Annotated in this window: 22 protein-coding genes; 6 read left to right on the forward strand and 16 right to left on the reverse strand. The window is 34.3% G+C overall.

Annotated elements, in window-relative coordinates; all coding sequences use genetic code 11:
- Positions 1-27 precede the first annotated feature (27 nt).
- Positions 28-264, forward strand: coding sequence for a hypothetical protein (locus MR054_RS14180; protein WP_242087203.1), 237 nt, complete (start codon positions 28-30; stop codon positions 262-264).
- Between the two features lie 23 nt (positions 265-287).
- Here the strand turns inward: MR054_RS14180 and ettA are convergent, their stop codons facing one another.
- The 5 genes from ettA to MR054_RS14205 all read right to left on the reverse strand — a co-directional run bounded on the left by ettA (position 288) and on the right by MR054_RS14205 (position 4,032).
- A complete protein-coding gene (gene ettA, locus MR054_RS14185) occupies positions 288-1,979 on the reverse strand; it encodes an energy-dependent translational throttle protein EttA (protein ID WP_242158466.1) in 1,692 nt (563 codons plus the stop codon).
- On the reverse strand, positions 1,979-2,161 hold the full coding sequence (locus MR054_RS14190) for a CAL67264 family membrane protein (protein WP_223548118.1): 183 nt from the start codon (positions 2,159-2,161) through the stop codon (positions 1,979-1,981). The genes ettA and MR054_RS14190 overlap by 1 nt, the downstream gene beginning before the upstream one ends.
- Before the next feature lie 104 nt (positions 2,162-2,265).
- Positions 2,266-2,988 (reverse strand): pirin family protein, encoded by a 723-nt coding sequence (locus MR054_RS14195; RefSeq protein ID WP_242158468.1) that lies wholly within the window; start codon positions 2,986-2,988, stop codon positions 2,266-2,268.
- A 24-nt stretch (positions 2,989-3,012) separates the two neighbouring features.
- Complete coding sequence (locus tag MR054_RS14200; RefSeq protein WP_242087208.1) at positions 3,013-3,450, reverse strand: MarR family winged helix-turn-helix transcriptional regulator; 438 nt, start codon at positions 3,448-3,450, stop codon at positions 3,013-3,015.
- Positions 3,451-3,471: 21 nt separating this feature from the next.
- A complete protein-coding gene (locus MR054_RS14205; RefSeq protein WP_242158470.1) occupies positions 3,472-4,032 on the reverse strand; it encodes an NADPH-dependent FMN reductase in 561 nt (186 codons plus the stop codon).
- A gap of 145 nt (positions 4,033-4,177) precedes the next feature.
- Here MR054_RS14205 and MR054_RS14210 point away from each other — a divergent pair, with 145 nt between their 5' ends.
- The gene (locus MR054_RS14210) at positions 4,178-5,806 is read left to right on the forward strand and encodes an acyl-CoA carboxylase subunit beta (RefSeq protein WP_242158472.1); all 1,629 of its coding nucleotides are present in this window, start codon (positions 4,178-4,180) and stop codon (positions 5,804-5,806) included.
- Between the two features lie 60 nt (positions 5,807-5,866).
- Positions 5,867-6,289: a DoxX family protein gene (locus tag MR054_RS14215; RefSeq protein ID WP_242087215.1), complete on the forward strand. Its 423-nt coding sequence runs from the start codon at positions 5,867-5,869 to the stop codon at positions 6,287-6,289.
- 27 nt (positions 6,290-6,316) lie between these two features.
- On the opposite strand, the gene MR054_RS14220 is transcribed toward MR054_RS14215, so the two are convergent.
- From MR054_RS14220 to holA, 10 genes are all read right to left on the reverse strand, one after another.
- Entirely contained in the window at positions 6,317-7,399 is a 1,083-nt protein-coding gene (locus MR054_RS14220; protein ID WP_242158474.1) for an AMP-binding protein, read from the reverse strand.
- Between the two features lie 245 nt (positions 7,400-7,644).
- A complete protein-coding gene (locus MR054_RS14225; protein WP_242158475.1) occupies positions 7,645-7,806 on the reverse strand; it encodes a hypothetical protein in 162 nt (53 codons plus the stop codon).
- Positions 7,807-8,028: 222 nt separating this feature from the next.
- Positions 8,029-8,865 carry an endonuclease/exonuclease/phosphatase family protein gene (locus MR054_RS14230; RefSeq protein ID WP_242158476.1) on the reverse strand — a complete coding sequence of 279 codons (837 nt, stop codon included), beginning with the start codon at positions 8,863-8,865 and terminating at the stop codon, positions 8,029-8,031.
- A gap of 187 nt (positions 8,866-9,052) precedes the next feature.
- Positions 9,053-9,997: a CPBP family intramembrane glutamic endopeptidase gene (locus MR054_RS14235; RefSeq protein WP_242158477.1), complete on the reverse strand. Its 945-nt coding sequence runs from the start codon at positions 9,995-9,997 to the stop codon at positions 9,053-9,055.
- Between the two features lie 5 nt (positions 9,998-10,002).
- A complete protein-coding gene (locus MR054_RS14240; protein ID WP_242158478.1) occupies positions 10,003-11,037 on the reverse strand; it encodes an o-succinylbenzoate synthase in 1,035 nt (344 codons plus the stop codon).
- A gap of 299 nt (positions 11,038-11,336) precedes the next feature.
- Positions 11,337-12,014 (reverse strand): metal-dependent hydrolase, encoded by a 678-nt coding sequence (locus MR054_RS14245; RefSeq protein ID WP_242087228.1) that lies wholly within the window; start codon positions 12,012-12,014, stop codon positions 11,337-11,339.
- A gap of 98 nt (positions 12,015-12,112) precedes the next feature.
- Positions 12,113-13,015 carry a 1,4-dihydroxy-2-naphthoate octaprenyltransferase gene (gene menA / locus MR054_RS14250; RefSeq protein WP_242158479.1) on the reverse strand — a complete coding sequence of 301 codons (903 nt, stop codon included), beginning with the start codon at positions 13,013-13,015 and terminating at the stop codon, positions 12,113-12,115.
- Between the two features lie 2 nt (positions 13,016-13,017).
- Entirely contained in the window at positions 13,018-13,857 is an 840-nt protein-coding gene (locus MR054_RS14255) for a 1,4-dihydroxy-2-naphthoyl-CoA synthase (RefSeq protein ID WP_242087233.1), read from the reverse strand.
- Positions 13,858-14,537: 680 nt separating this feature from the next.
- Positions 14,538-15,206, reverse strand: a complete 669-nt coding sequence (ung, locus tag MR054_RS14260) for a uracil-DNA glycosylase (protein ID WP_242087235.1) — start codon at positions 15,204-15,206, stop codon at positions 14,538-14,540.
- A 20-nt stretch (positions 15,207-15,226) separates the two neighbouring features.
- A complete protein-coding gene (gene holA / locus MR054_RS14265) occupies positions 15,227-16,228 on the reverse strand; it encodes a DNA polymerase III subunit delta (protein ID WP_242158480.1) in 1,002 nt (333 codons plus the stop codon).
- A 141-nt stretch (positions 16,229-16,369) separates the two neighbouring features.
- Between holA and MR054_RS14270 the strand changes: the two genes are divergently transcribed.
- The 3 genes from MR054_RS14270 to MR054_RS14280 all read left to right on the forward strand — a co-directional run bounded on the left by MR054_RS14270 (position 16,370) and on the right by MR054_RS14280 (position 18,738).
- Positions 16,370-16,813, forward strand: coding sequence for a type I restriction enzyme HsdR N-terminal domain-containing protein (locus tag MR054_RS14270; RefSeq protein WP_242158531.1), 444 nt, complete (start codon positions 16,370-16,372; stop codon positions 16,811-16,813).
- Positions 16,813-17,802, forward strand: coding sequence for a glycosyltransferase family 2 protein (locus tag MR054_RS14275; RefSeq protein ID WP_242158481.1), 990 nt, complete (start codon positions 16,813-16,815; stop codon positions 17,800-17,802). The genes MR054_RS14270 and MR054_RS14275 overlap by 1 nt, the downstream gene beginning before the upstream one ends.
- Positions 17,803-17,898: 96 nt before the next feature.
- Positions 17,899-18,738 carry an OmpA/MotB family protein gene (locus MR054_RS14280; protein WP_242087241.1) on the forward strand — a complete coding sequence of 280 codons (840 nt, stop codon included), beginning with the start codon at positions 17,899-17,901 and terminating at the stop codon, positions 18,736-18,738.
- 56 nt (positions 18,739-18,794) lie between these two features.
- Here MR054_RS14280 and MR054_RS14285 read toward each other — a convergent pair whose 3' ends face one another.
- A complete protein-coding gene (locus MR054_RS14285) occupies positions 18,795-19,415 on the reverse strand; it encodes an L-threonylcarbamoyladenylate synthase (protein ID WP_242087242.1) in 621 nt (206 codons plus the stop codon).
- Positions 19,416-19,430: the final 15 nt, after the last annotated feature.

Raw genomic sequence — 19,430 nt, forward strand, 5'->3', positions numbered from 1 at the left:
TAATGTAAACTTTTTTTAATCATTAAAATGTCTAATTTTTTATTATTTTTTCTCATAAGTCAAGCTGATATTGTTACCATACTTACCATTGTCTTAATATTTTTTGGAATTTTATTATTCTTAGGCGTAAGAAAGTCTTATAAATTGAAAAAAGAAAATGAGCGTCTAAACAGTTTGAAAAATTTTGAAATTGATGAAAACAAACCCTATCAGGATTTTACTGAAGGGCATATGTATGAAAATAAGAATACCGATTCTAAATGATTTAAGATCATCATACCCATAAATTATCTCACTAATTTCTTGTATTTTATTCTTTTTGGTATTATTTCGCCTCCTAGCCTTTTCTTTTTGTTTTCTTCATAATCACTAAAACCTCCTTCAAAAAAATAGACTTGACTATCCCCTTCAAAAGCCAAAATATGCGTGCATATTCTATCTAAAAACCAACGATCGTGACTAATAACTACGGCACACCCCGCAAAATTTTCTAATCCTTCTTCTAAAGCGCGCAGCGTGTTTACATCCAGATCGTTAGTAGGCTCATCTAAAAGTAAGACGTTCCCTTCTTCCTTTAAGGTCATGGCTAAATGTAAACGGTTACGTTCACCTCCCGAAAGCAATTTAACTTTTTTATTTTGCTCACTACCTGAAAAATTAAATCGACTAAGATAGGCTCTAGAATTTATTTGTCTTCCTCCCATCATAATTAATTCTTGCTCATCACTGAAATTTTGCCATATGGTTTTTTCCGGATCAATGTTGGAATGGCTTTGATCTACATACGCTATTTTGACGGTGTCACCTACAGTAAAGGTTCCTTTATCTGGACTTTCTTCCCCCATAATCATTTTAAAAACAGTAGTTTTACCAGCACCATTTGGGCCAATAACTCCAACTATTCCAGCTTGGGGTAATTTAAAATTTAAATCTTCATAAAGTAATTTAGAACCATAAGCCTTACTTACATTTAGCGCTTCAATAACATTCACCCCCAAACGAGGACCATTAGGAATATAAATTTCAAGCTTCTCGTCGAGTTGTTTTTGGTCCTGACTCAATAATTTATCATAATTACTTAAACGTGCCTTTTGCTTCGCTTGCCGTCCCTTTGGCGCCATTCGAACCCATTCCAACTCACGTTCTAAAGTCTTTTGACGCTTACTGGCTTGCTTTTGTTCTTGAGCCAAGCGCTTTGATTTTTGTTCTAACCAAGATGAATAATTTCCTTTCCAGGGTATACCCTCTCCCCGGTCCAGTTCGAGAATCCACCCCGCAACATTATCTAAAAAATATCTATCATGGGTAACGGCAATGACAGTTCCTTTATATTGTGCCAAGTGGTGTTCTAACCAATGTACTGATTCTGCGTCCAAATGATTTGTAGGTTCATCCAACAACAAAACATCCGGCTCTTGAAGCAATAATCTACAGAGCGCTACACGACGTCGTTCACCTCCCGACAAAACACCTACTTTTTTGTCCCCTTCAGGGGTACGTAAAGCATCCATGGCTATTTCGAGCTTCGTATCTAATTCCCAAGCATTAACGGCATCAATTTGGTCTTGAAGTTCTGCTTGTCTATTCATTAATTTCTCCATTCTATCAGGATCAGAATATACCTCCTCCAGACCGAACATATCGTTTATTTTATTATACTCATCTAGTATAGCAACAGTTTCTGATGCTCCTTCCTTGACTACCTCCAATACTGTTTTTTTATCGTCCAATTGCGGATCCTGCTCTAAATAACCAACTGAATATCCCGGCGAGAAAACAACATCCCCTTGATGGTTTTTATCTATTCCGGCAATTATTTTTAAAAGTGTGGATTTACCGGATCCATTCAGACCCAAAATGCCAATTTTAGCACCATAAAAAAAACTTAAATAGATGTTTTTTAGTACAGGGGTATTTGCACTTTGATAGGTCTTAGAAACCCCAGACATTGAGAAAATCACTTTCTTATCGTCGCTCATTATACCCTGCCTTTTAAAGCATTAAACACCCATGCATTTGCCAGAAAACCAATACCCACAGAGGCAAATCCCCAGCCTGCAATTTCATCATATCTAAAAGCACCAAGTGCAATTAATGCGAGTCCAACAAAGATCATTATCCATGTGGCCCAAGCCAACACCGTGTTTTTATTCATTGCCATAAAATTTTCGTTTTTGGTTAATAACTTATCAGCAAATATCGCATTTTTAAACAAAAAAACATCCAGATGTTGGATGTTTAATGACACTGATAATGATATTCCAATTAAATATGCATGGGAACTTCAATAAACAACAGGCTGGAATCTTCTTTGGCCATTATTTGAAATTTTTCCGTTTCGGAAATTCCTACGGCATCCCTAGATTCTAAAACTTTACTATCAACTTGAACGAGTCCATTTATGGTCATTACATAAACGCCATTATCAGATTTCTTTAAGATATATTCAAAGGACTTTCCTTTATCCAAATCAATTCTAGATATGACAGCATCCTGATGAATTTTTAGACTACCTTCATGATCTTCATCAATTGATGTGACCAGTGTCTGTATTTTATTTTTCCGACCCGCTTCGAGAAATTTTTTTTGATTATACCTCGGTGATACTTGCTCTTTATTTGGAATAATCCAAATTTGGAACAGGCTTAAATGTTCTTTTTCAGATCCGTTAATTTCTGAGTGTTGCACTCCCGTACCTGCACTCATAACCTGCACCTCCCCAGGCAATATAGGCTGCCATGCATTGTGCATATTATCCCTGTGCTTTAAAACACCTTTTAAAGGTATTGTAATGATTTCCATATTGTTATGAGGATGGGTGCCAAAACCCATTTTAGGTGCAATTACATCGTCATTAAGTACCCGCAATGCTCCAAAATGTATTTTTTCAGGATTATAAAAATTAGCAAAACTGAAGGAATGGTTCGCCTGTAACCATCCATTGTTCGCAAAACCTCTACTATCTGCTTTATGGACTACTGTTTTCATTTTAATGTTTCCTTTCTATTTTATTTATCTAATTTTATCTAAGAGATCACTTAATATTGCAGCCTCTTCTTCGGTCAAGTTATTTATATAATCATGATGTAAGTATTTATCGATCTCCTGCAATAATGTTAAACCTTGATCATTGATTTTCACATGTACCACACGTCTATCTCCGGGACAAGGAATTCGGCTAATCAATTGTTTATCACAGAGTTTATCCATTAGGCGTGTTGTATTTGGCGATCGCTCTAACATCCGGTCTTTAATTGTCTGCACTTTTAGAGGGTTACCGGCTCCTCTCAGAATTCTTAAAATATTGTATTGCTGTGGCGATATCCCGTAAGGTTTAAAAAAGGCATTCCGTTTGGTATTGATCCAATTAGCCGTATAAATAATATTGAGTATGGCCTTTACCCTGTTATTTTGAAACTTGGATTTTATGTCTTTTGAAAGATTGCCCATAAACTTTGATTTAATTCACCGTTATCCACTTGCAGTTTCTGTAATAGTCTTTATGGCCGCTTGAAATTTTTCAACCTTCCGGGTTAAATCATCATTCAATTCCAGATTAGTTATTTTTCCGTCATTGAAATTATCGTCAAATGATGGCAATGAAAAAATGTCTACGATATTGGCATTATGTCTTGGAAAGCGATCTTGTGCAATATCTAAAACCGATTTCCCTCCCCTTCCCCCAGGAGATGCGGCCATAAGTAGCATGGGTTTGCCATAAAAGGTTTTGCCTTCAATACGTGACATCCAATCAAATAAGTTTTTAAATGCAGCCGTGTAAGCCCCGTTGTGTTCCGCTAAAGACACGATTATGCCATCGGCTAATCGAATATGTTCTAAAAATCGATGGGCGTTTTTGGGCTGTCCTCCAAATTTTTTTTCCAAATCCACTCCAAATAAGGGCAATTCAAAGTCATTTAGGTCTAATATCTTCACTTCAGATTGCTCTATCAGACCCGCTGCACATGCAACTAATTGTTTATTTATGGATTTGGTACTATTACTACCTGCAAAAGCTATAATTCTATTCATTCTATTTTTTTATTTGGTACAAATATACATCAAATATTTTTATTTACCAAGGTAATTATTACCATGTTATGTATTTTATGATTTAATTAACATAATCCATTTAAAATTTGAAACTTTTGTACATTAGCAAGAAACTATTTACTCCATGGATATTAACTTCAATAAAAATGAAGATTACAATAAGCTATTACTTTCCGAGCTAAAATCTAGACTCCTAAAAGTTCATTTAGGTGGGGGAAAGTCCAAGATTGACAAACTTCACGGCAAGGGTAAAATGACAGCGAGAGAACGTATTGCATACTTGTTGGATGACCACAGCCCGTCCATAGAAATCGGAGCATTGGCCGGGGAGGATATGTATACTGAACATGGAGGCTGTCCTTCTGGTGGTGTTGTAGTAAAAATAGGCTACGTTAAAAGTAAACAGTGCATTGTGGTGGCAAATGATTCTACCGTTAAAGCAGGTGCTTGGTTTCCTATAACCGCGAAAAAGAATTTAAGGGCCCAGGAAATTGCGATTGAAAACAAATTACCCATAATCTATTTAGTTGATTCCGCTGGAGTATACTTACCCCTACAAGATGAAATCTTTCCGGACAAAGAGCATTTTGGACGTGTTTTTAGAAATAATGCTATTATGAGCAGCATGGGAATTACCCAAATTGCTGCAGTTATGGGAAGTTGCGTAGCCGGCGGTGCATACTTACCCATAATGAGTGATGAGGCATTAATTGTTGATAAAACAGGTAGCATATTCCTTGCTGGTAGCTATTTAGTGAAGGCCGCCATAGGTGAAACGATTGACAATGAAACTCTGGGAGGTGCAACTACTCATTGTGAAATTTCCGGGGTAACGGATTATAAAGCAAAAAACGATAAACATGCTTTAAATACTATAAAGAATATAGTAGATAAGATTGGAGATTACGATAAAGCTGGTTTTAATCGAGCCGAGCCGAATAAACCTAAAAACAATCCAGAGGAAATTTACGGTATTATACCAAAATCGAGAACCGATCAGTATGATATGTATGAAGTCATTAAGCGATTGGTAGACCACTCTGAACTTGAAGAATATAAAGCGGGATATGGACAAACCATTATTACCGGTTATGCCAGAATTGATGGATGGGCGGTTGGTATTGTGGCCAATCAACGTAAACTGGTAAAAACCAAAAAAGGTGAAATGCAGTTTGGAGGTGTAATTTATAATGATAGTGCGGATAAAGCTACAAGGTTTATTGCCAACTGTAACCAGAAAAAAATACCATTAGTATTTTTACAAGATGTCACTGGTTTTATGGTGGGTAGCAAAAGTGAACACAATGGTATTATAAAAGATGGTGCTAAAATGGTAAATGCTGTGAGTAATTCGGTGGTACCTAAATTTACAATAATTGTTGGGAATAGTTACGGGGCCGGTAATTATGCTATGTGTGGAAAGGCTTATGATCCGCGTCTTATTGTCTCTTGGCCAAGTGCAGAATTAGCTGTAATGAGCGGTAACAGTGCTGCCAAAGTGTTGTTACAAATAGAAAAGGCATCCTTGGAAAGTCAAGGTGAAAAATTAACACCAAAAAAAGAAGAAGAATTATTTGGCCAAATAAAAGCCCGCTATGATAAACAAATCTCACCATATTATGCCGCTGCCCATATTTGGACAGATGCCATAATAGATCCATTAGATACTCGAACCTGGCTTAGCATGGGTATTGAAGCAGCAAACCATGCTCCAATAGATAAACCTTTTAATATGGGGGTCTTGCAAGTATAATTTTAAAATTTCACCTATTTTTTGTACCTTTTAGATTGTAAACCAAAATTAAATTTAGTCATGGGAACAATAAAATCATTAAACAAATGGGCTAATGCGCATTCGTATTTGCCTATCGATTTGCTGCGTATTGCCCTAGGTGTATTTTTATTTATCAAAGGAGTGAATTTTATGTCTGACAGCGAAATGTTAATGGATCTTTTCAAGCCTTTGCATAGTATGGCTGGAGGCATGCTAATTGTGCATTATGTTGCCCCTGCCCATTTTATTGGCGGTACTTTAATTGCCTTTGGTCTTTTGACCAGATGGGCAATACTTGCTCAAATCCCCATATTGATTGGAGCTATCATAATCAATTTTGCTGGTGACATGATTGTAAATAATTTAATCATGGCAAGTATCACACTTTTAGTGTCTATTTTCTTTATTATTTATGGTTCCGGTAGACATTCAGCAGATTATTACTTGAAGATGCAGCAGTAATCCTTTTAGAGGATAAAGCATTTTAATTTAATTCGATTTAGTATTTAATAAAGCCAATGTTTTTTTTCTGTGGATTTTCCCCGACTTGGTTTCTATAAATTTTTTAAGGGTGTAAATCTTTTTAGGAACTTCGTATTTTCCAAGATCATCAAATATTGAAGTCCCCAATGTATTGGTATCACTCTCTATAACCAATATCAATCGTGATCCCAAAGTATCATCCTCCTCTGATGCTATAAAAAATTGCTCCTGAATCTTTTTCCTTAATTTAGATTCTATCGCTTCCGGGTGTAATTTTATACCCCCAGAATTAATAACATTATCATACCGTCCCAACCATTCAAATTCATTTTGACCATGTAAAGTCACTACATCGTTGGTTACGATAGTGTCATCTGAAAGTTTTGGGGCATCAATAATTAAGCATCCGCGTTTGTCTTGATTTATTTTGATATCGGGCAATACTTTAAAATAAGAAGTGGACACATCTTCTTCTTTAAAATTATTTAGTTTCTTAACAGCAATATGGGTTATAGTTTCTGTCATTCCAAAGGTCTCATAAACGTTTGCCTTGACCTCTTGCAAATCCTTAATTAATGATTTGGGGACTTTAGAACCTCCAACAATAATGGTCTTTAAATTATCACTATACTTCAAAAAATTTTTGAGTTGCATCGGTGTCATGGCACAGAAGTCATATTTCCTTTGATAATCAATCAGTGGAAAGGCAGAAGGTCTTATTAATTCCAATTCCAATCCCAATATTACTGCCCTAATTATCATCATTTTTCCAGCAATAAAATTAGATGGTAAACAGCTTAATAAATTATCCCCTGGTTCCAATTTGAAGAAATCTCCCGTCATAATGGCCGAATTGACCATGTGCTGCTTTTTGATTTTTAGTTTTTTTGGTGTCCCGGTAGACCCCGAAGTTTGGACATTCAAGTAATCTTTATTATCCAGCCAGTCCAATAAAAAATTGCCTAAAGCCCTTTCGAAAGGTTCTCCTTCCTTAACAAAACTGTAAGCGACTTCCATTAAATCATTAAAATTATAGTGATGGTTGTTAAGTTTAAACCTGTTGTGAACTTTTGTAAAATCTGGTGTCATTTAATTCATTTTTTTTTAATTCCTCCCTATGGGCTATAAAGTTATTATTTTAAAATCACAATTCGACTAATTATACAGTTTACCTAATGTATTAAAGTCAGCTTTGGAAGCATTTTTTAAAGGAATCAAATAAAACTATAATTCCGCTTTACGTTTCCGTTTGGCATATATCGGTTCTGTGGTTTGGGATACCAGTTATCGACACCAACAATACCTCACTGTTTATAATCAATATAGAGTTAAATTTAATAATGCTTCATTATATCCGTAGAATACTCACAGGAGTTCGCTTCCAAAACACCAGCAATTCTATAGATTTCATCGATTTCTACGTATTCAATGTAATGCTTTAAAGGTGATATTGGGATTCTGCATTGTCCATACCCGGAAAAGATTATTAAGCCCATTGCAATGGTTAATTTAATACTTTTATCAACCCATTAAGTAAAAAACAATTTCCTTTTGCAACCAATAATAAGTCTGAGAACTCGCAATATTCCGGATTCCGAAATTAGCAAATTTTATAGCGGAAATAAAATTACGAGATATGTTTTAGTATTACCGTTTGGTTGGATCAAACTTCCTTTATAAAAAAACGATATTTTATTTCTCATTAAATAATACCGATTTTATTTTTCGAGTTGAAATGTAGTCACTACAATTCCGTGATCGGAGGGATATGGTATTTTACGATTATTAATAGTCAAGCTATCTCCTAAAAATGTTTTGTAAGAATCTGATTTTAAGGCTTTAAGACTATTTCCTTTAAAGTAGATGTAATCTATTCTGTGTTCGTCTTTTTGCTCTTTGGTATCCCATGTTATCCCGGGATGTGTTAATGGATTGGGATGAACAGTCCTGTAAGAATCCATCATCCCTAAATCTTCCAAAAGTCTTGTTGAATACCATGGAACAATCAATTTATTATGTCTGGATTTAGTTTCTAAACCCCAATCTAAATGCGAAGGTGAATTAAAATCTCCTCCCACAATCAGAGGGATACTATCAGTTTGTGATGCGTAATGCTTTACATATGGCAGGACTTTTTGTATCATTTCAAATCTAGGTCCTGTTTTTTCCCAATCGAGTAATTCTTCTGATGTAAGACCCATTGTTTCAGGAGAATTATTCCATGGTAAATAATGAAACCAATTTGTGCAAAAGCGAATTCTTTGATCGGCAATAATAATTTCTCTACCCCCAAGATAAAAGGGATAATCCGTATCAATACGATCACCAAATGGAAATTTTGAAAAAATGGAGAGATTAATTTCTTTATTATCGAGTAAAGTCCCTTCTGGAGCAATTAAATGAAAATTATATCCTAAAGCATCAGCTATTTTTTTACCAGACCCATAGGTTTCTATCATGAGAATCACATCGGGGTTTATGGTCTTTATTATTTCAATGGCATGCTCTATTCCATCAGGTATATCATTAGCTCCATGCAATATATTCCATACCATAACTTTAAACCTTAATGGATCTGAGTTGCTTTTACAACCAACCAATAACAGCAGAAAAAAATAAATGGTACAGATACTACGCCACATATTGTTTATTAGTCCGGGTTAAAAATAAAGGGGACCCAGCTCCACTTTATTCAATTATTCGAAAATTTTATAAACGGCCTACTTATCAATCTTTAATTTCTTAATTGTTTTTTTGCGGGGTTTCTACTTTTCCCAAAAGCTTATCCTTCCAATTGGACCAGTTATATTTTTTTGAAAAAACAAATAAAAGAATTGGAAATACAATAAAAACGGGCACAAATATTTCTCCAATTCCCATAGTTTCAGGATTACTCATATCTTTTAAAATGGAATGTGTCTGGAAGGCTGTCCAATCGGCAGTCACAAGGAGTGCGGTAAACAAGTTATTTGCTGCATGAAATCCCAACGCCAATTCCAGTCCTTCGTCCATTAGTGTAATAATTCCTAAAAACAGACCTGTTCCTATATAGTAAATCATTATGACATGACCCAATTTATCCACCTCTGGGTTAGCAATGTGCAACAAACCAAAAATCAAAGAGGTTACAATAAGTGGTATCCATTTATTCTTGACTATCACCCCTATTCCCTGCATTAAATATCCCCGAAATAAATACTCCTCAAAACTGGTTTGCAAGGGTACAAGTAAAATAGCAATGAGTAACAATATTAAAAACGGAACAAGTTCAAAGTTTACGACATAATTCCCCGGGTTAAAAATGAAATAATCTAACAGTACCAAACCACTCGACACAATACCCCAAAGTAAAAACACAAACCAAAACCGGCCCCAATCTATTTTGGGTCTACTCGTGGTTAAATGTATAAAGGATTGTTTATGAAGATATTTATTAACCAAGAGAATAGCTACAAGGCCAACTGCAAAGGAAAGCAACATTAAAAATAAATTTAAATTGGGCTCTAAAAGCTGCATCATTTTTGCTTCGTTTAAACCCTTCAAACCATCCCCATTTTTATATGCTTGAAACAATACTGCAATAGTGAAAGGTAATTGCCCAACCAAAACAGCACCGATCACAATAAATACCCCTAATAAATAACGCCACCATTCGTGTAATGCGGTAAATGCCTGTGTTATATACATAAAATCTAAATTTTAAAATTCCAGTTTAATTCAGTATTATAATTTAAATTACCTCTTTTTACTTGTAAGGGACTCTTAAAATTATTCTTAAAAAGCCCACCAGTACCAAGACCCTGAGGTAATTCAGGCCCTTTACCATAAGTATATTGGGCAATAGCATTTAACCCTATATTACTCTCCAGCGCACTGGTAATCCACCAGCCTATACCTTGTTTTTCTGCCAGATTTATCCATAAATCACTTCCGCTAAACCCACCAATGAGAGAAGGTTTTAAAATAATATACTGCGGTTTTATAGTTTGTAGTAACTCCCTCTGTTTAGTTACAGAAAACACCCCAATTAATTCTTCATCTAAGGCAATAGGCAGAGGGGATTGCTCACAAAGTTCAGCCATTTCATCCCATTGTCCTTGTTTTATAGGTTGCTCAATGGAATGCAAATTAAAATCCGAAAGCCACTTTAATATTTCCAATGCCTCTGAAGTTGAAAAGGCCCCATTAGCATCTACCCGCAACTCTAAATCCTTTGAAGTGAACTCTTTTCTTATGGATTTTATAAGATTTAATTCAGTCTGAAAATCGATGGCTCCAATTTTCATTTTTATACACTTGTAACCGGCATCAATTTTTTCTTTGATCTGACGCTTCATAACGTCTTTGGTACCCATCCAGATCAAACCATTAATAGGAATCCCATCTGTACCTTTTGTAAACTCCGAAGGAAACAGTACAAATGGGTTCTTAGATTCAATAGATTTAAATGCCATTTCAAGGCCTATTTGAATGCTAGGGAATTCGTTGAGGAAACTCATAAGAACATCCAAGCCCAAATGTATATTTTCACATAACCATTGTAGTTTATTTTCATAATCAGGTCTATCATCAAAGGAAAGTCCTTTAAAAAGTCCGCATTCCCCAATTCCATAAGATTCTCCTTCCCGCAATATAAGGAAATAGGTTTCTTTGATCTGTAAAATGCCTCTTGAGGTCCCACCAGGCACTTTAAATTCAAGGGTGTATTTATGGAATTCAGCTGTCATCTAGACGCCAAAAATAGTCATTTATTTTTGTATTTTAGGGGCGTTAATTCCATTATACGTGACGGCATTTCCTGATGTTGGATTTTATGCCATTTTTTAAAACTGCCATCTTGATTGACCTGTATGATATTTTAAGGAATCAACAAAAACCCTTTAAAGGGTAGGACGAAAAAAATGCTTTTACAGACACAATTCAGTTAAGTAAAGGTGCCTAAATTGAATAACAATTCCTGGTCAGAAACATGATGTTACGGGTAGAATAAATTCGATTTGCGATAGGAATGGTTACAAAAGCGACACTATAATTCTATGCTGGATCCAATATCCAAGAGCATTAAGTCTTTATCTTTATCAAAAAACTTTCGTTTAGCCTCTTCGTGATCAATTTCAATATAACCAAAAGTATCATAATGATATCCCAAAACCTTATCACAATCTATAAAGTCACTTGCTATGATGGCATCGTCTATTCCCATGGTAAAATTGTCCCCTATAGGTAAGATGGCTAAATCCAATTTAGTTTGTAGAGGAATTAATTTCATATCAAAAGTCAATGCAGTATCACCTGCAATATAAATGTTTTTATGCTCTCCCTCTATAACGAAACCTCCAGGTTGACCGCCATAACTGCCATCCGGAAAAGAAGACGTATGTATGGCATTGACATATTTCACATTGCCAAATTCAAAATCCCATTGGCCTCCATGGTTCATGGGATGTCCTTCCAAACCCAACCTTTCAAAATGTGAAATGATTTCAAAGTTAGAAATAAGTACAGCATCCGTTCGCTTGGCAATGGCTTCAACATCCAGTACATGGTCTTGATGTGCATGTGTAATTAAAATATAATCTGCTTCCAGGGTATTTATATCAATATGTGAAGCTTTAGGGTTTCCAGAAATAAACGGGTCCACTAAAATAGTTACATGATTAACCTCTATTCCTAAACTAGCGTGACCGTAATAAGTAATTTTCATTGTGAAATATTTTATTGAGAAAATTACTGATTTTACTTTAAAATCAAAAATTGATTTTTAAGATAAAATTATTTAATACTTCTTCACAATATCCACAATTATAATAAATGACCAATTCCCATGAGTAAAGCCAATAAAAATGTAGATAGCGCTAACTTCTTAAGTTCAGGATCCAGCAATTGTAAATCTCTTGTTTTTCTTACTGTTTTAAGATGAATTATTAAGGGAATATATGCCACTACAAAGATTAAATTTAAAATACTGGTATAATACAAAATTCCGAATAATCCAGAAAAAACAATAGCCAAAATTATTAATATATAATGATAGGCCTTAACTTTATTTGCCCCTAATTTAACAGCCATAGTTATTTTACCAGCCTGTTCATCTGAACTCAAATCCCTCATGTTATTTAAATTTAAGACTGCCACACTCAATAGCCCAATGGTACAGGCAGGTAGGAAAACAACATGATCCAGAGTTTTGGCATATAAAACATAACAACCTATAACACTAGTTAGTCCAAAAAATATAAATACAAAAAAATCACCTAAAGCTCTATATCCATAGGCTCTATTTCCAATAGTATACCTTAGGGCTGCCACAATTGAAGCTATACCTAAAAAGAAAAATAAAATGGTAAGAAAAAAATACTTTACACCAAAAGCAGTAAAAATTAATAAAAAGGAAAGTCCAATTGATATCAATATATTTATTCTAATGGCATTAAACATTTCATCCGGTGTTATTTTACCACTTTGTATGGCACGCACAGGACCAATTCGATCTTCGTTATCAGTTCCTTTAACACCATCTCCGTAGTCGTTCGCAAGATTAGATAATATCTGAAAACTCAAAGTAGTTAATATGGCTAGAATAAAAATAGTCCATTCAAAATATCCATTGTAAACAGCCATGCAAGTCGCCAAAATAATACCTGAAACTGAAAGTGGCAAGGTCCTTAGCCGCATGGTTGATATCCATAATAAACTTTTCTTCATATTTATGGAATCCATTTCTTTTCAAAGTTGGGTTGCCGCTTTTCTAAAAAAGCATTTCTACCTTCAACGGCCTCCTCTGTCATATATGCCAACCGTGTTGCTTCACCGGCAAATACTTGTTGCCCTACCATGCCATCATCAGTTAAATTCATTGCAAATTTCAACATTTTAATCGAAGTAGGGGATTTTGCCAATATTTCCTGTGCCCACTTGTAAGCTTCATTTTCCAATTCAGCGTGAGGAATTACGGCATTAACCATACCCATGTCAAACGCTTCTTGTGCAGAATAATTACGCCCTAAGAAAAATATTTCACGTGCTTTTTTTTGACCTACCATTTTAGCAAGATACGCCGACCCATAACCACCATCAAAACTTGTGACATCCGCATCCGTTTGCTTAAAAATAGCATGTTCCTTGCTCGCTAATGTTAAATCACAAACCACATGTAAACTGTGACCTCCACCAACAGCCCAACCCGGCACAACTGCTATGACTACCTTTGGCATGAAGCGAATTAAACGTTGAACTTCCAAGATGTTAAGACGATGGTATCCATCCTCACCAATGTAACCTTGATGTCCCCTGGATTTTTGATCTCCCCCACTGCAAAACGAGTAAATACCATCTTTGGTTGAAGGTCCTTCGGCAGAAAGCAACACAACACCAATGTTTACGTCTTCATTGGCATCATAAAAAGCATCATATAATTCGCTGGTTGTTTTAGGTCTGAAAGCGTTACGCACATTTGGTCTGTTAAATGCGATTCTAGCAACACCATCACTTTTTTTATAAGTAATATCTTTATATTTCTTGGCAGTAACCCAATTAGCTGACTCCATAGTTCATATTTTAGCCAAAAATAAATTTTATTTCACAAATACCTTTATTCTGTAACAAAAATAATCATTAGCTACTCTTTCTATGGTGTTATACATTATAAGTTTTACATCTAATTAAAAATAAAGCTTTTACCCTTTTTGCTGAGGAAATTTTATACAATAAACACATTCCATTTGCACTTTTCAATACATTTTTATTACTAACTCCATTTAGACTGGAATTGGTAAGAATAAATGTAAATATCCAAAACACATAGCGTAAATTAGGATAGAATTACTCTGTTAAAAAACATGACCTTACCTCTTAAAAATTGGGATCATAAATAATATGATTGACCATTGTAAATACCATTAACTAATATGATACATTCCCCTGGAACATTTATTAATGCCTAAAAAAATTTATCATTGTTAATGTTTTTCTCTCCATTTAGTCAGTCATAAATATATTATTTATTATTTTTAAACTAAAATACATGATTTCATCAGTTATTTGTATAATATCGGATTTTTATGTATTTTACCGATTATTTAAACCCAAATGCCTATGTTACTAACCATTACCCTCTGTATTTTATGTTTAGTTGCTATTAATTTTTTGTTACTCATTTTTAGTTGTTCTAAAACAACGAGAGTCAAAAAACCTTCATCTAAACAGCCTGTTGTTATTAAACCAAACCTTACCAAAGTATTGTCGGAAGAGCCGCTTGCTCCAACAGGGAGTTAGTCTTGCTGAAATGTTTATTTCCAAACCAATACCCTCTGTTAGCACTGAGTGGTGATGGATGTCCTGATGTCAGTACATGATGTTTGCTTTTATTTATCAAAGATGATTTTTTCTTGGCATACCCTCCCCAAAGCAAAAACACCATACTTTTATCCTTTTTTGCACTAATTAATTTTATAACGGCATCCGTAAATGTTTCCCAACCTTTGTTCTGATGACTTCCCGCTTGGTTTCTCCTAACGGTTAGAGTGGCATTCAACAACAATACACCTTGATTAGCCCAACGTAATAAATTGCCGCTTTTAGGATAATGGTTTCCTAAATCTGATTCAATTTCTTTAAAAATATTTATTAAAGAAGGTGGATGAGGTACACCATCATTAACAGAAAAACACATTCCATTAGCCTGACCTTCCCCATGATAAGGATCTTGTCCAATAATTATGACCTTCATATCATCAAAGGAGCACTGGTTAAATGCGTTAAAAATGAGGCCGCCAGGGGGGTAACATGTATGATTTTTGTACTCTTGTTTAACAAAATCTACTAATTGGTTAAAATAAGGTTTATTGAATTCCGGTTCTAAATAATTTTTCCAACTCTCGTGTATATCAACATTCATGTATGAAGTCTAAATTTAAATTATAAAATCCTGACCAACAATTCTTTAAGCAAATCGCTTTGGGGTACAGAATTAGCCCCTACACCTTTACTTTTTACATCAAATTCCCTTAAAATGCCAACCACAGTACTCACTTTTTTCATGGGATAATTTCTAGCAGCCGTTATATATTCATTTACAAAATATGGATTGATTCTTAATACCGAAGCTACATGCCTTGGTGATTTATCATTTAACCCGTGAAAATGCAACAACTGAGAAAAAAAATTAAAAAGTAAGGAAACGGTCACCACTATAGGATTATCTTTGGGGTTTTCAGAAAAATAATTAATTATTTGATGTGCCTTTACAACATTGCGCTCCCCAATGGCCTTGCGCAATTCAAAATTGTTATAGTCTTTACTTATACCTATGTTCGCTTCAATGGCTTCAGGAGTGATTTGACTACCTTTAGGTAAAATAATTTGAAGTTTTTCCAGCTCATTATTGATTTTACTTAAATCGGTTCCTAAAAATTCAACGAGCATTTGTGCAGCTTTGGGTGTAATGGTATAATCTTTTGATAATAATACACGGCGAATCCAATCATTAACTTGATTTTCGTAAAGTTTTTTGCTTTCGTAAACAACCCCCACTTTGTTAATTGCTTTATACAAAGTTTTTCGTTTATCTATTTTTTTATATTTATAGTTAATGACTAAAACTGTTGTCGGCTGTGGGTTTTCGACATAAGTAGAAAGTTTTTCAATAGTACGGGATAAATCTTGAGCCTCTTTTATTATGACTACTTGATATTCTGCCATCATAGGATAACGTTTCGCATTACTTACAATATCTTCAATCGTGATATCTCGACCGTAAAGCACAACCTGATTAAAACCACGCTCTTCTTCCGATAAAACAGTGTCTTGTATAAAATCTGAAATCTTATCGATATAATAAGGTTCATCACCCATTAAAAAATAAATGGGTTTTATATTTCTATTATTAATGTCTTGTACTAATTGTTTTACTTCGTCCAAATTGAATATTGCTTTATTCGGTTTAAATACTCCATTTTTAATTACTAAATTATATGCTTCGGAGTTTGTTGGAATTTGTCTATTGAATATTGTAATTTCTAGTTTAGAAAATTAACTTTGAAAAATCATAAAAACAATATATTGCAAACGCTTAACTTTCCAAAGTACTCGTTCCGATTCAAAAATAGCGAAAATAAAATTTCTATTTTTGACCATATTCGTAAAAAATTTGTGATTTTACAACCAGAAGAATGGGTTCGACAACACTGCATACAATTTCTAATAAATGAAAAGGGGTTCCCTGAGTCTTTAATTAATGTTGAAAAGGAATTAAAAATTAATAACTTAAGGAAACGTTGCGATATAGTTGTATTTAAACCAGATGGCAGTATTCACCTCATAGTTGAGTGTAAAGCACCACATGTTACTATAAATCAAGATACTTTTGACCAAATTGCTAAATACAATTTATCCTTAAACGCCACCTACTTAATGGTGACAAATGGTATAAATCATTATTATTGTCTTATTGATTTTAATAAAGAATGTTATAAGTTTTTAAAAGAGATCCCAAACTATCATTAATGGAAATAGCAGTTGTTATATTAAATTGGAATGGAAAGGCTCTCCTTGAACATTTTTTACCTTCGGTTATCGCCAATTCGCATGAGGCTGATATTTATGTGGTGGACAATGCCTCCACTGACGATTCTGTAAAATTCATAAAAAATCACTTTCCTTCAGTCAACATTATTAGAAACAAAAAAAATAGTGGTTTTGCCAAAGGTTATAACGACGCACTAAAGCAAATTAATGCAGATATTTTTTGTTTATTGAATAATGATGTTGAAGTGTCAGAAGGTTGGTTAAATCCAATTATTAGTCTATTTCGTTCAAATTCTAAAACAGTTGTTATCCAACCCAAAATTCTGAATTATCATAAAAAGGATTATTTTGAATATGCAGGGGCAGCCGGTGGCTTTATTGATAAATATGGATATCCTTACTGTCGTGGACGAATTTTTAATACTATAGAAAAAGATCTGGGGCAATACAACGACACATCACCTATTTTTTGGGCTTCAGGGGCTTGCTTTTTTATTCGAAGCGCTACTTTTAAATCTCTTGGCGGATTTGATGAATCGTTCTTTGCTCATATGGAAGAAATAGATTTATGTTGGCGCATCCAAAATTCTGGCCATGATATAACATATTGTAGTAGTTCCGTAGTATATCATGTTGGCGGGGCAACCTTAAATAATTTAGACCCAAAAAAAACCTTTCTTAATTTTCGCAATAGCTTATATGCTCTTGCCAAAAATGCCAAAGGAACCCTAATTTGTCTGATATTTCCCAGACTCCTTTTAGATGGTATGGCAGGTTTAAAATTTTTACTTGAATTAAAACCAAAACATACCTTTGCTATAATAAAGGCCCATTTCACATTTTATGTCAGACTTAAGCAATTAATGAGACAACGAAGAAATAGCCATACTCAAATAAAATACTACAAACGACCATCCATAGTTATTGACTATTTTATAAAAAGAAAAAAATACTATAAAAGTTTGTAATTAGTTAGCAAAAGTTTTGTTAAAATGCTAAAAACAACTGATTTTTACCTACTTTTGTTGCAATTAAAATTTTAAAATTAATCCGAAAAAACAATTATGAAAAAAATTGTATTATTTAGCTTATTATCCATGATTTTTTTAGGTTCATGTGTTTCTAAAAAAGAATACATGGCACTACAAGAAAAACAAAAAGAAACCCAAGATTTACTCAATTCAGCAACAGTTAAATTAAATGCCTGTTTAGAAGACAGAGCTGCTGCAACAGCAAGAGCTACAGCATTAGAAGAGCAAGTTGCTGATTTACGAAAGAGCAATGATAATTTACAAATGCTTTCTGCCAAAGGCGCTAGCAATGTTGAAAAAACTTTAGAAAGCATTAAGGAGAAAGATTTAAAAATATCTCGATTACAAGATGCAATAACCAAAAAGGATAGTGTGACACTTGCCTTGGTTACTAGTTTAAAACGCGAAGTAGGTATTAATGACCCAGACATTGAAGTAAATGTTGAAAAGGGAGTAGTCTTTATCTCCATTGCGGATAAGTTATTATTTAAAAGTGGTAGTTACATTGTAACATCCCAAGCAAAAGATGTCCTTGCTAAAGTGGCTAAGGTTGTAAACAGTAAACCAGATTTCGAATGTATGGTTGAAGGTCATACAGACAATGTACCCTATAGAAAAGAACCATTATTGGACAACTGGGATTTAAGTGTGAAACGTTCCACTTCAATTATTAGGGTCTTGGAGGAATTAGGTGTAAAATCGAGTCAGCTTATTGCTGCAGGGCGCAGTTTCTATGTGCCACTGGTTGATAATGATACGGCCGAAAACAGAGCTAAGAACAGACGTACACGCATTGTTATCCTTCCGAAAATAGATCAATTTTACGATATGATTGAAAAGGAAATGAAAAATTTAGCTGCTGGAGGAAATTAAGCACTATTAAACTATTTATAATTATAAAGTCCGACTATATAGTCGGACTTTTTGTTTTAAAAAATATCTAAATCACCTTTACCTTCTCGAATCACCAAAGGCTCAATATCCGATAAATCAATAATAGTAGATGGTTCATTATCGCCATAACCTCCATCAACAACACAATCCACAATATCTCCCCACTTTTCCAGAATAAGTTCCGGGTCGGTTGTATATTCCAATACTTCATCTTCATCTCTAATAGAAGTAGAAACTATGGGATTTCCCAATTGCCTTACAATCTCTAAAGCAATAGCATTATTTGGGATACGAATACCCACTGTTTTTTTCTTTTTGAATGGATTAGGCAAGGTTCGAGCTCCGGGAAGAATAAATGTATAAGGTCCCGGTAAAGCACGCTTTAACACCTTAAAAGTCGTAGAATCTATTTGCTTAACATAATCACTGAGATTACTTAAATCGTAGCATACAAAGGAAAAATTGGCTTTATCCAATTTAATTCCCTTGATTCTTGCAATGCGTTCCAAAGCTTTTAAATTGGTAATGTCACAGCCCAGGCCGTAAACCGTATCAGTTGGATAGATAATTAAACCTCCTGATTTAAGAATAGAGACCACCTTTGCTATTTCTCTTGGGTTAGGGTTCTCCTTATAAATTTTATAAAATGCAGCCATATGACTAAAATGCTA

Source organism: Aestuariivivens sediminis, from assembly GCF_022662105.1.
GTDB lineage: Bacteria > Bacteroidota > Bacteroidia > Flavobacteriales > Flavobacteriaceae > Aestuariivivens > Aestuariivivens sediminis.

Bases quoted from the DNA above. Each gene is read 5' to 3' on its own strand.
- MR054_RS14180 (WP_242087203.1), top strand. From the start codon at position 28: ATGTCTAATTTTTTATTATTTTTTCTCATAAGTCAAGCTGATATTGTT.
- ettA (WP_242158466.1), bottom strand. From the start codon at position 1,979: ATGAGCGACGATAAGAAAGTGATTTTCTCAATGTCTGGGGTTTCTAAG.
- MR054_RS14190 (WP_223548118.1), bottom strand. From the start codon at position 2,161: ATGGCAATGAATAAAAACACGGTGTTGGCTTGGGCCACATGGATAATG.
- MR054_RS14195 (WP_242158468.1), bottom strand. From the start codon at position 2,988: ATGAAAACAGTAGTCCATAAAGCAGATAGTAGAGGTTTTGCGAACAAT.
- MR054_RS14200 (WP_242087208.1), bottom strand. From the start codon at position 3,450: ATGGGCAATCTTTCAAAAGACATAAAATCCAAGTTTCAAAATAACAGG.
- MR054_RS14205 (WP_242158470.1), bottom strand. From the start codon at position 4,032: ATGAATAGAATTATAGCTTTTGCAGGTAGTAATAGTACCAAATCCATA.
- MR054_RS14210 (WP_242158472.1), top strand. From the start codon at position 4,178: ATGGATATTAACTTCAATAAAAATGAAGATTACAATAAGCTATTACTT.
- MR054_RS14215 (WP_242087215.1), top strand. From the start codon at position 5,867: ATGGGAACAATAAAATCATTAAACAAATGGGCTAATGCGCATTCGTAT.
- MR054_RS14220 (WP_242158474.1), bottom strand. From the start codon at position 7,399: ATGACACCAGATTTTACAAAAGTTCACAACAGGTTTAAACTTAACAAC.
- MR054_RS14225 (WP_242158475.1), bottom strand. From the start codon at position 7,806: ATGGGCTTAATAATCTTTTCCGGGTATGGACAATGCAGAATCCCAATA.
- MR054_RS14230 (WP_242158476.1), bottom strand. From the start codon at position 8,865: ATGGTATGGAATATATTGCATGGAGCTAATGATATACCTGATGGAATA.
- MR054_RS14235 (WP_242158477.1), bottom strand. From the start codon at position 9,997: ATGTATATAACACAGGCATTTACCGCATTACACGAATGGTGGCGTTAT.
- MR054_RS14240 (WP_242158478.1), bottom strand. From the start codon at position 11,037: ATGACAGCTGAATTCCATAAATACACCCTTGAATTTAAAGTGCCTGGT.
- MR054_RS14245 (WP_242087228.1), bottom strand. From the start codon at position 12,014: ATGAAAATTACTTATTACGGTCACGCTAGTTTAGGAATAGAGGTTAAT.
- menA (WP_242158479.1), bottom strand. From the start codon at position 13,015: ATGAAGAAAAGTTTATTATGGATATCAACCATGCGGCTAAGGACCTTG.
- MR054_RS14255 (WP_242087233.1), bottom strand. From the start codon at position 13,857: ATGGAGTCAGCTAATTGGGTTACTGCCAAGAAATATAAAGATATTACT.
- ung (WP_242087235.1), bottom strand. From the start codon at position 15,206: ATGAATGTTGATATACACGAGAGTTGGAAAAATTATTTAGAACCGGAA.
- MR054_RS14275 (WP_242158481.1), top strand. From the start codon at position 16,813: ATGGAAATAGCAGTTGTTATATTAAATTGGAATGGAAAGGCTCTCCTT.
- MR054_RS14280 (WP_242087241.1), top strand. From the start codon at position 17,899: ATGAAAAAAATTGTATTATTTAGCTTATTATCCATGATTTTTTTAGGT.
- MR054_RS14285 (WP_242087242.1), bottom strand. From the start codon at position 19,415: ATGGCTGCATTTTATAAAATTTATAAGGAGAACCCTAACCCAAGAGAA.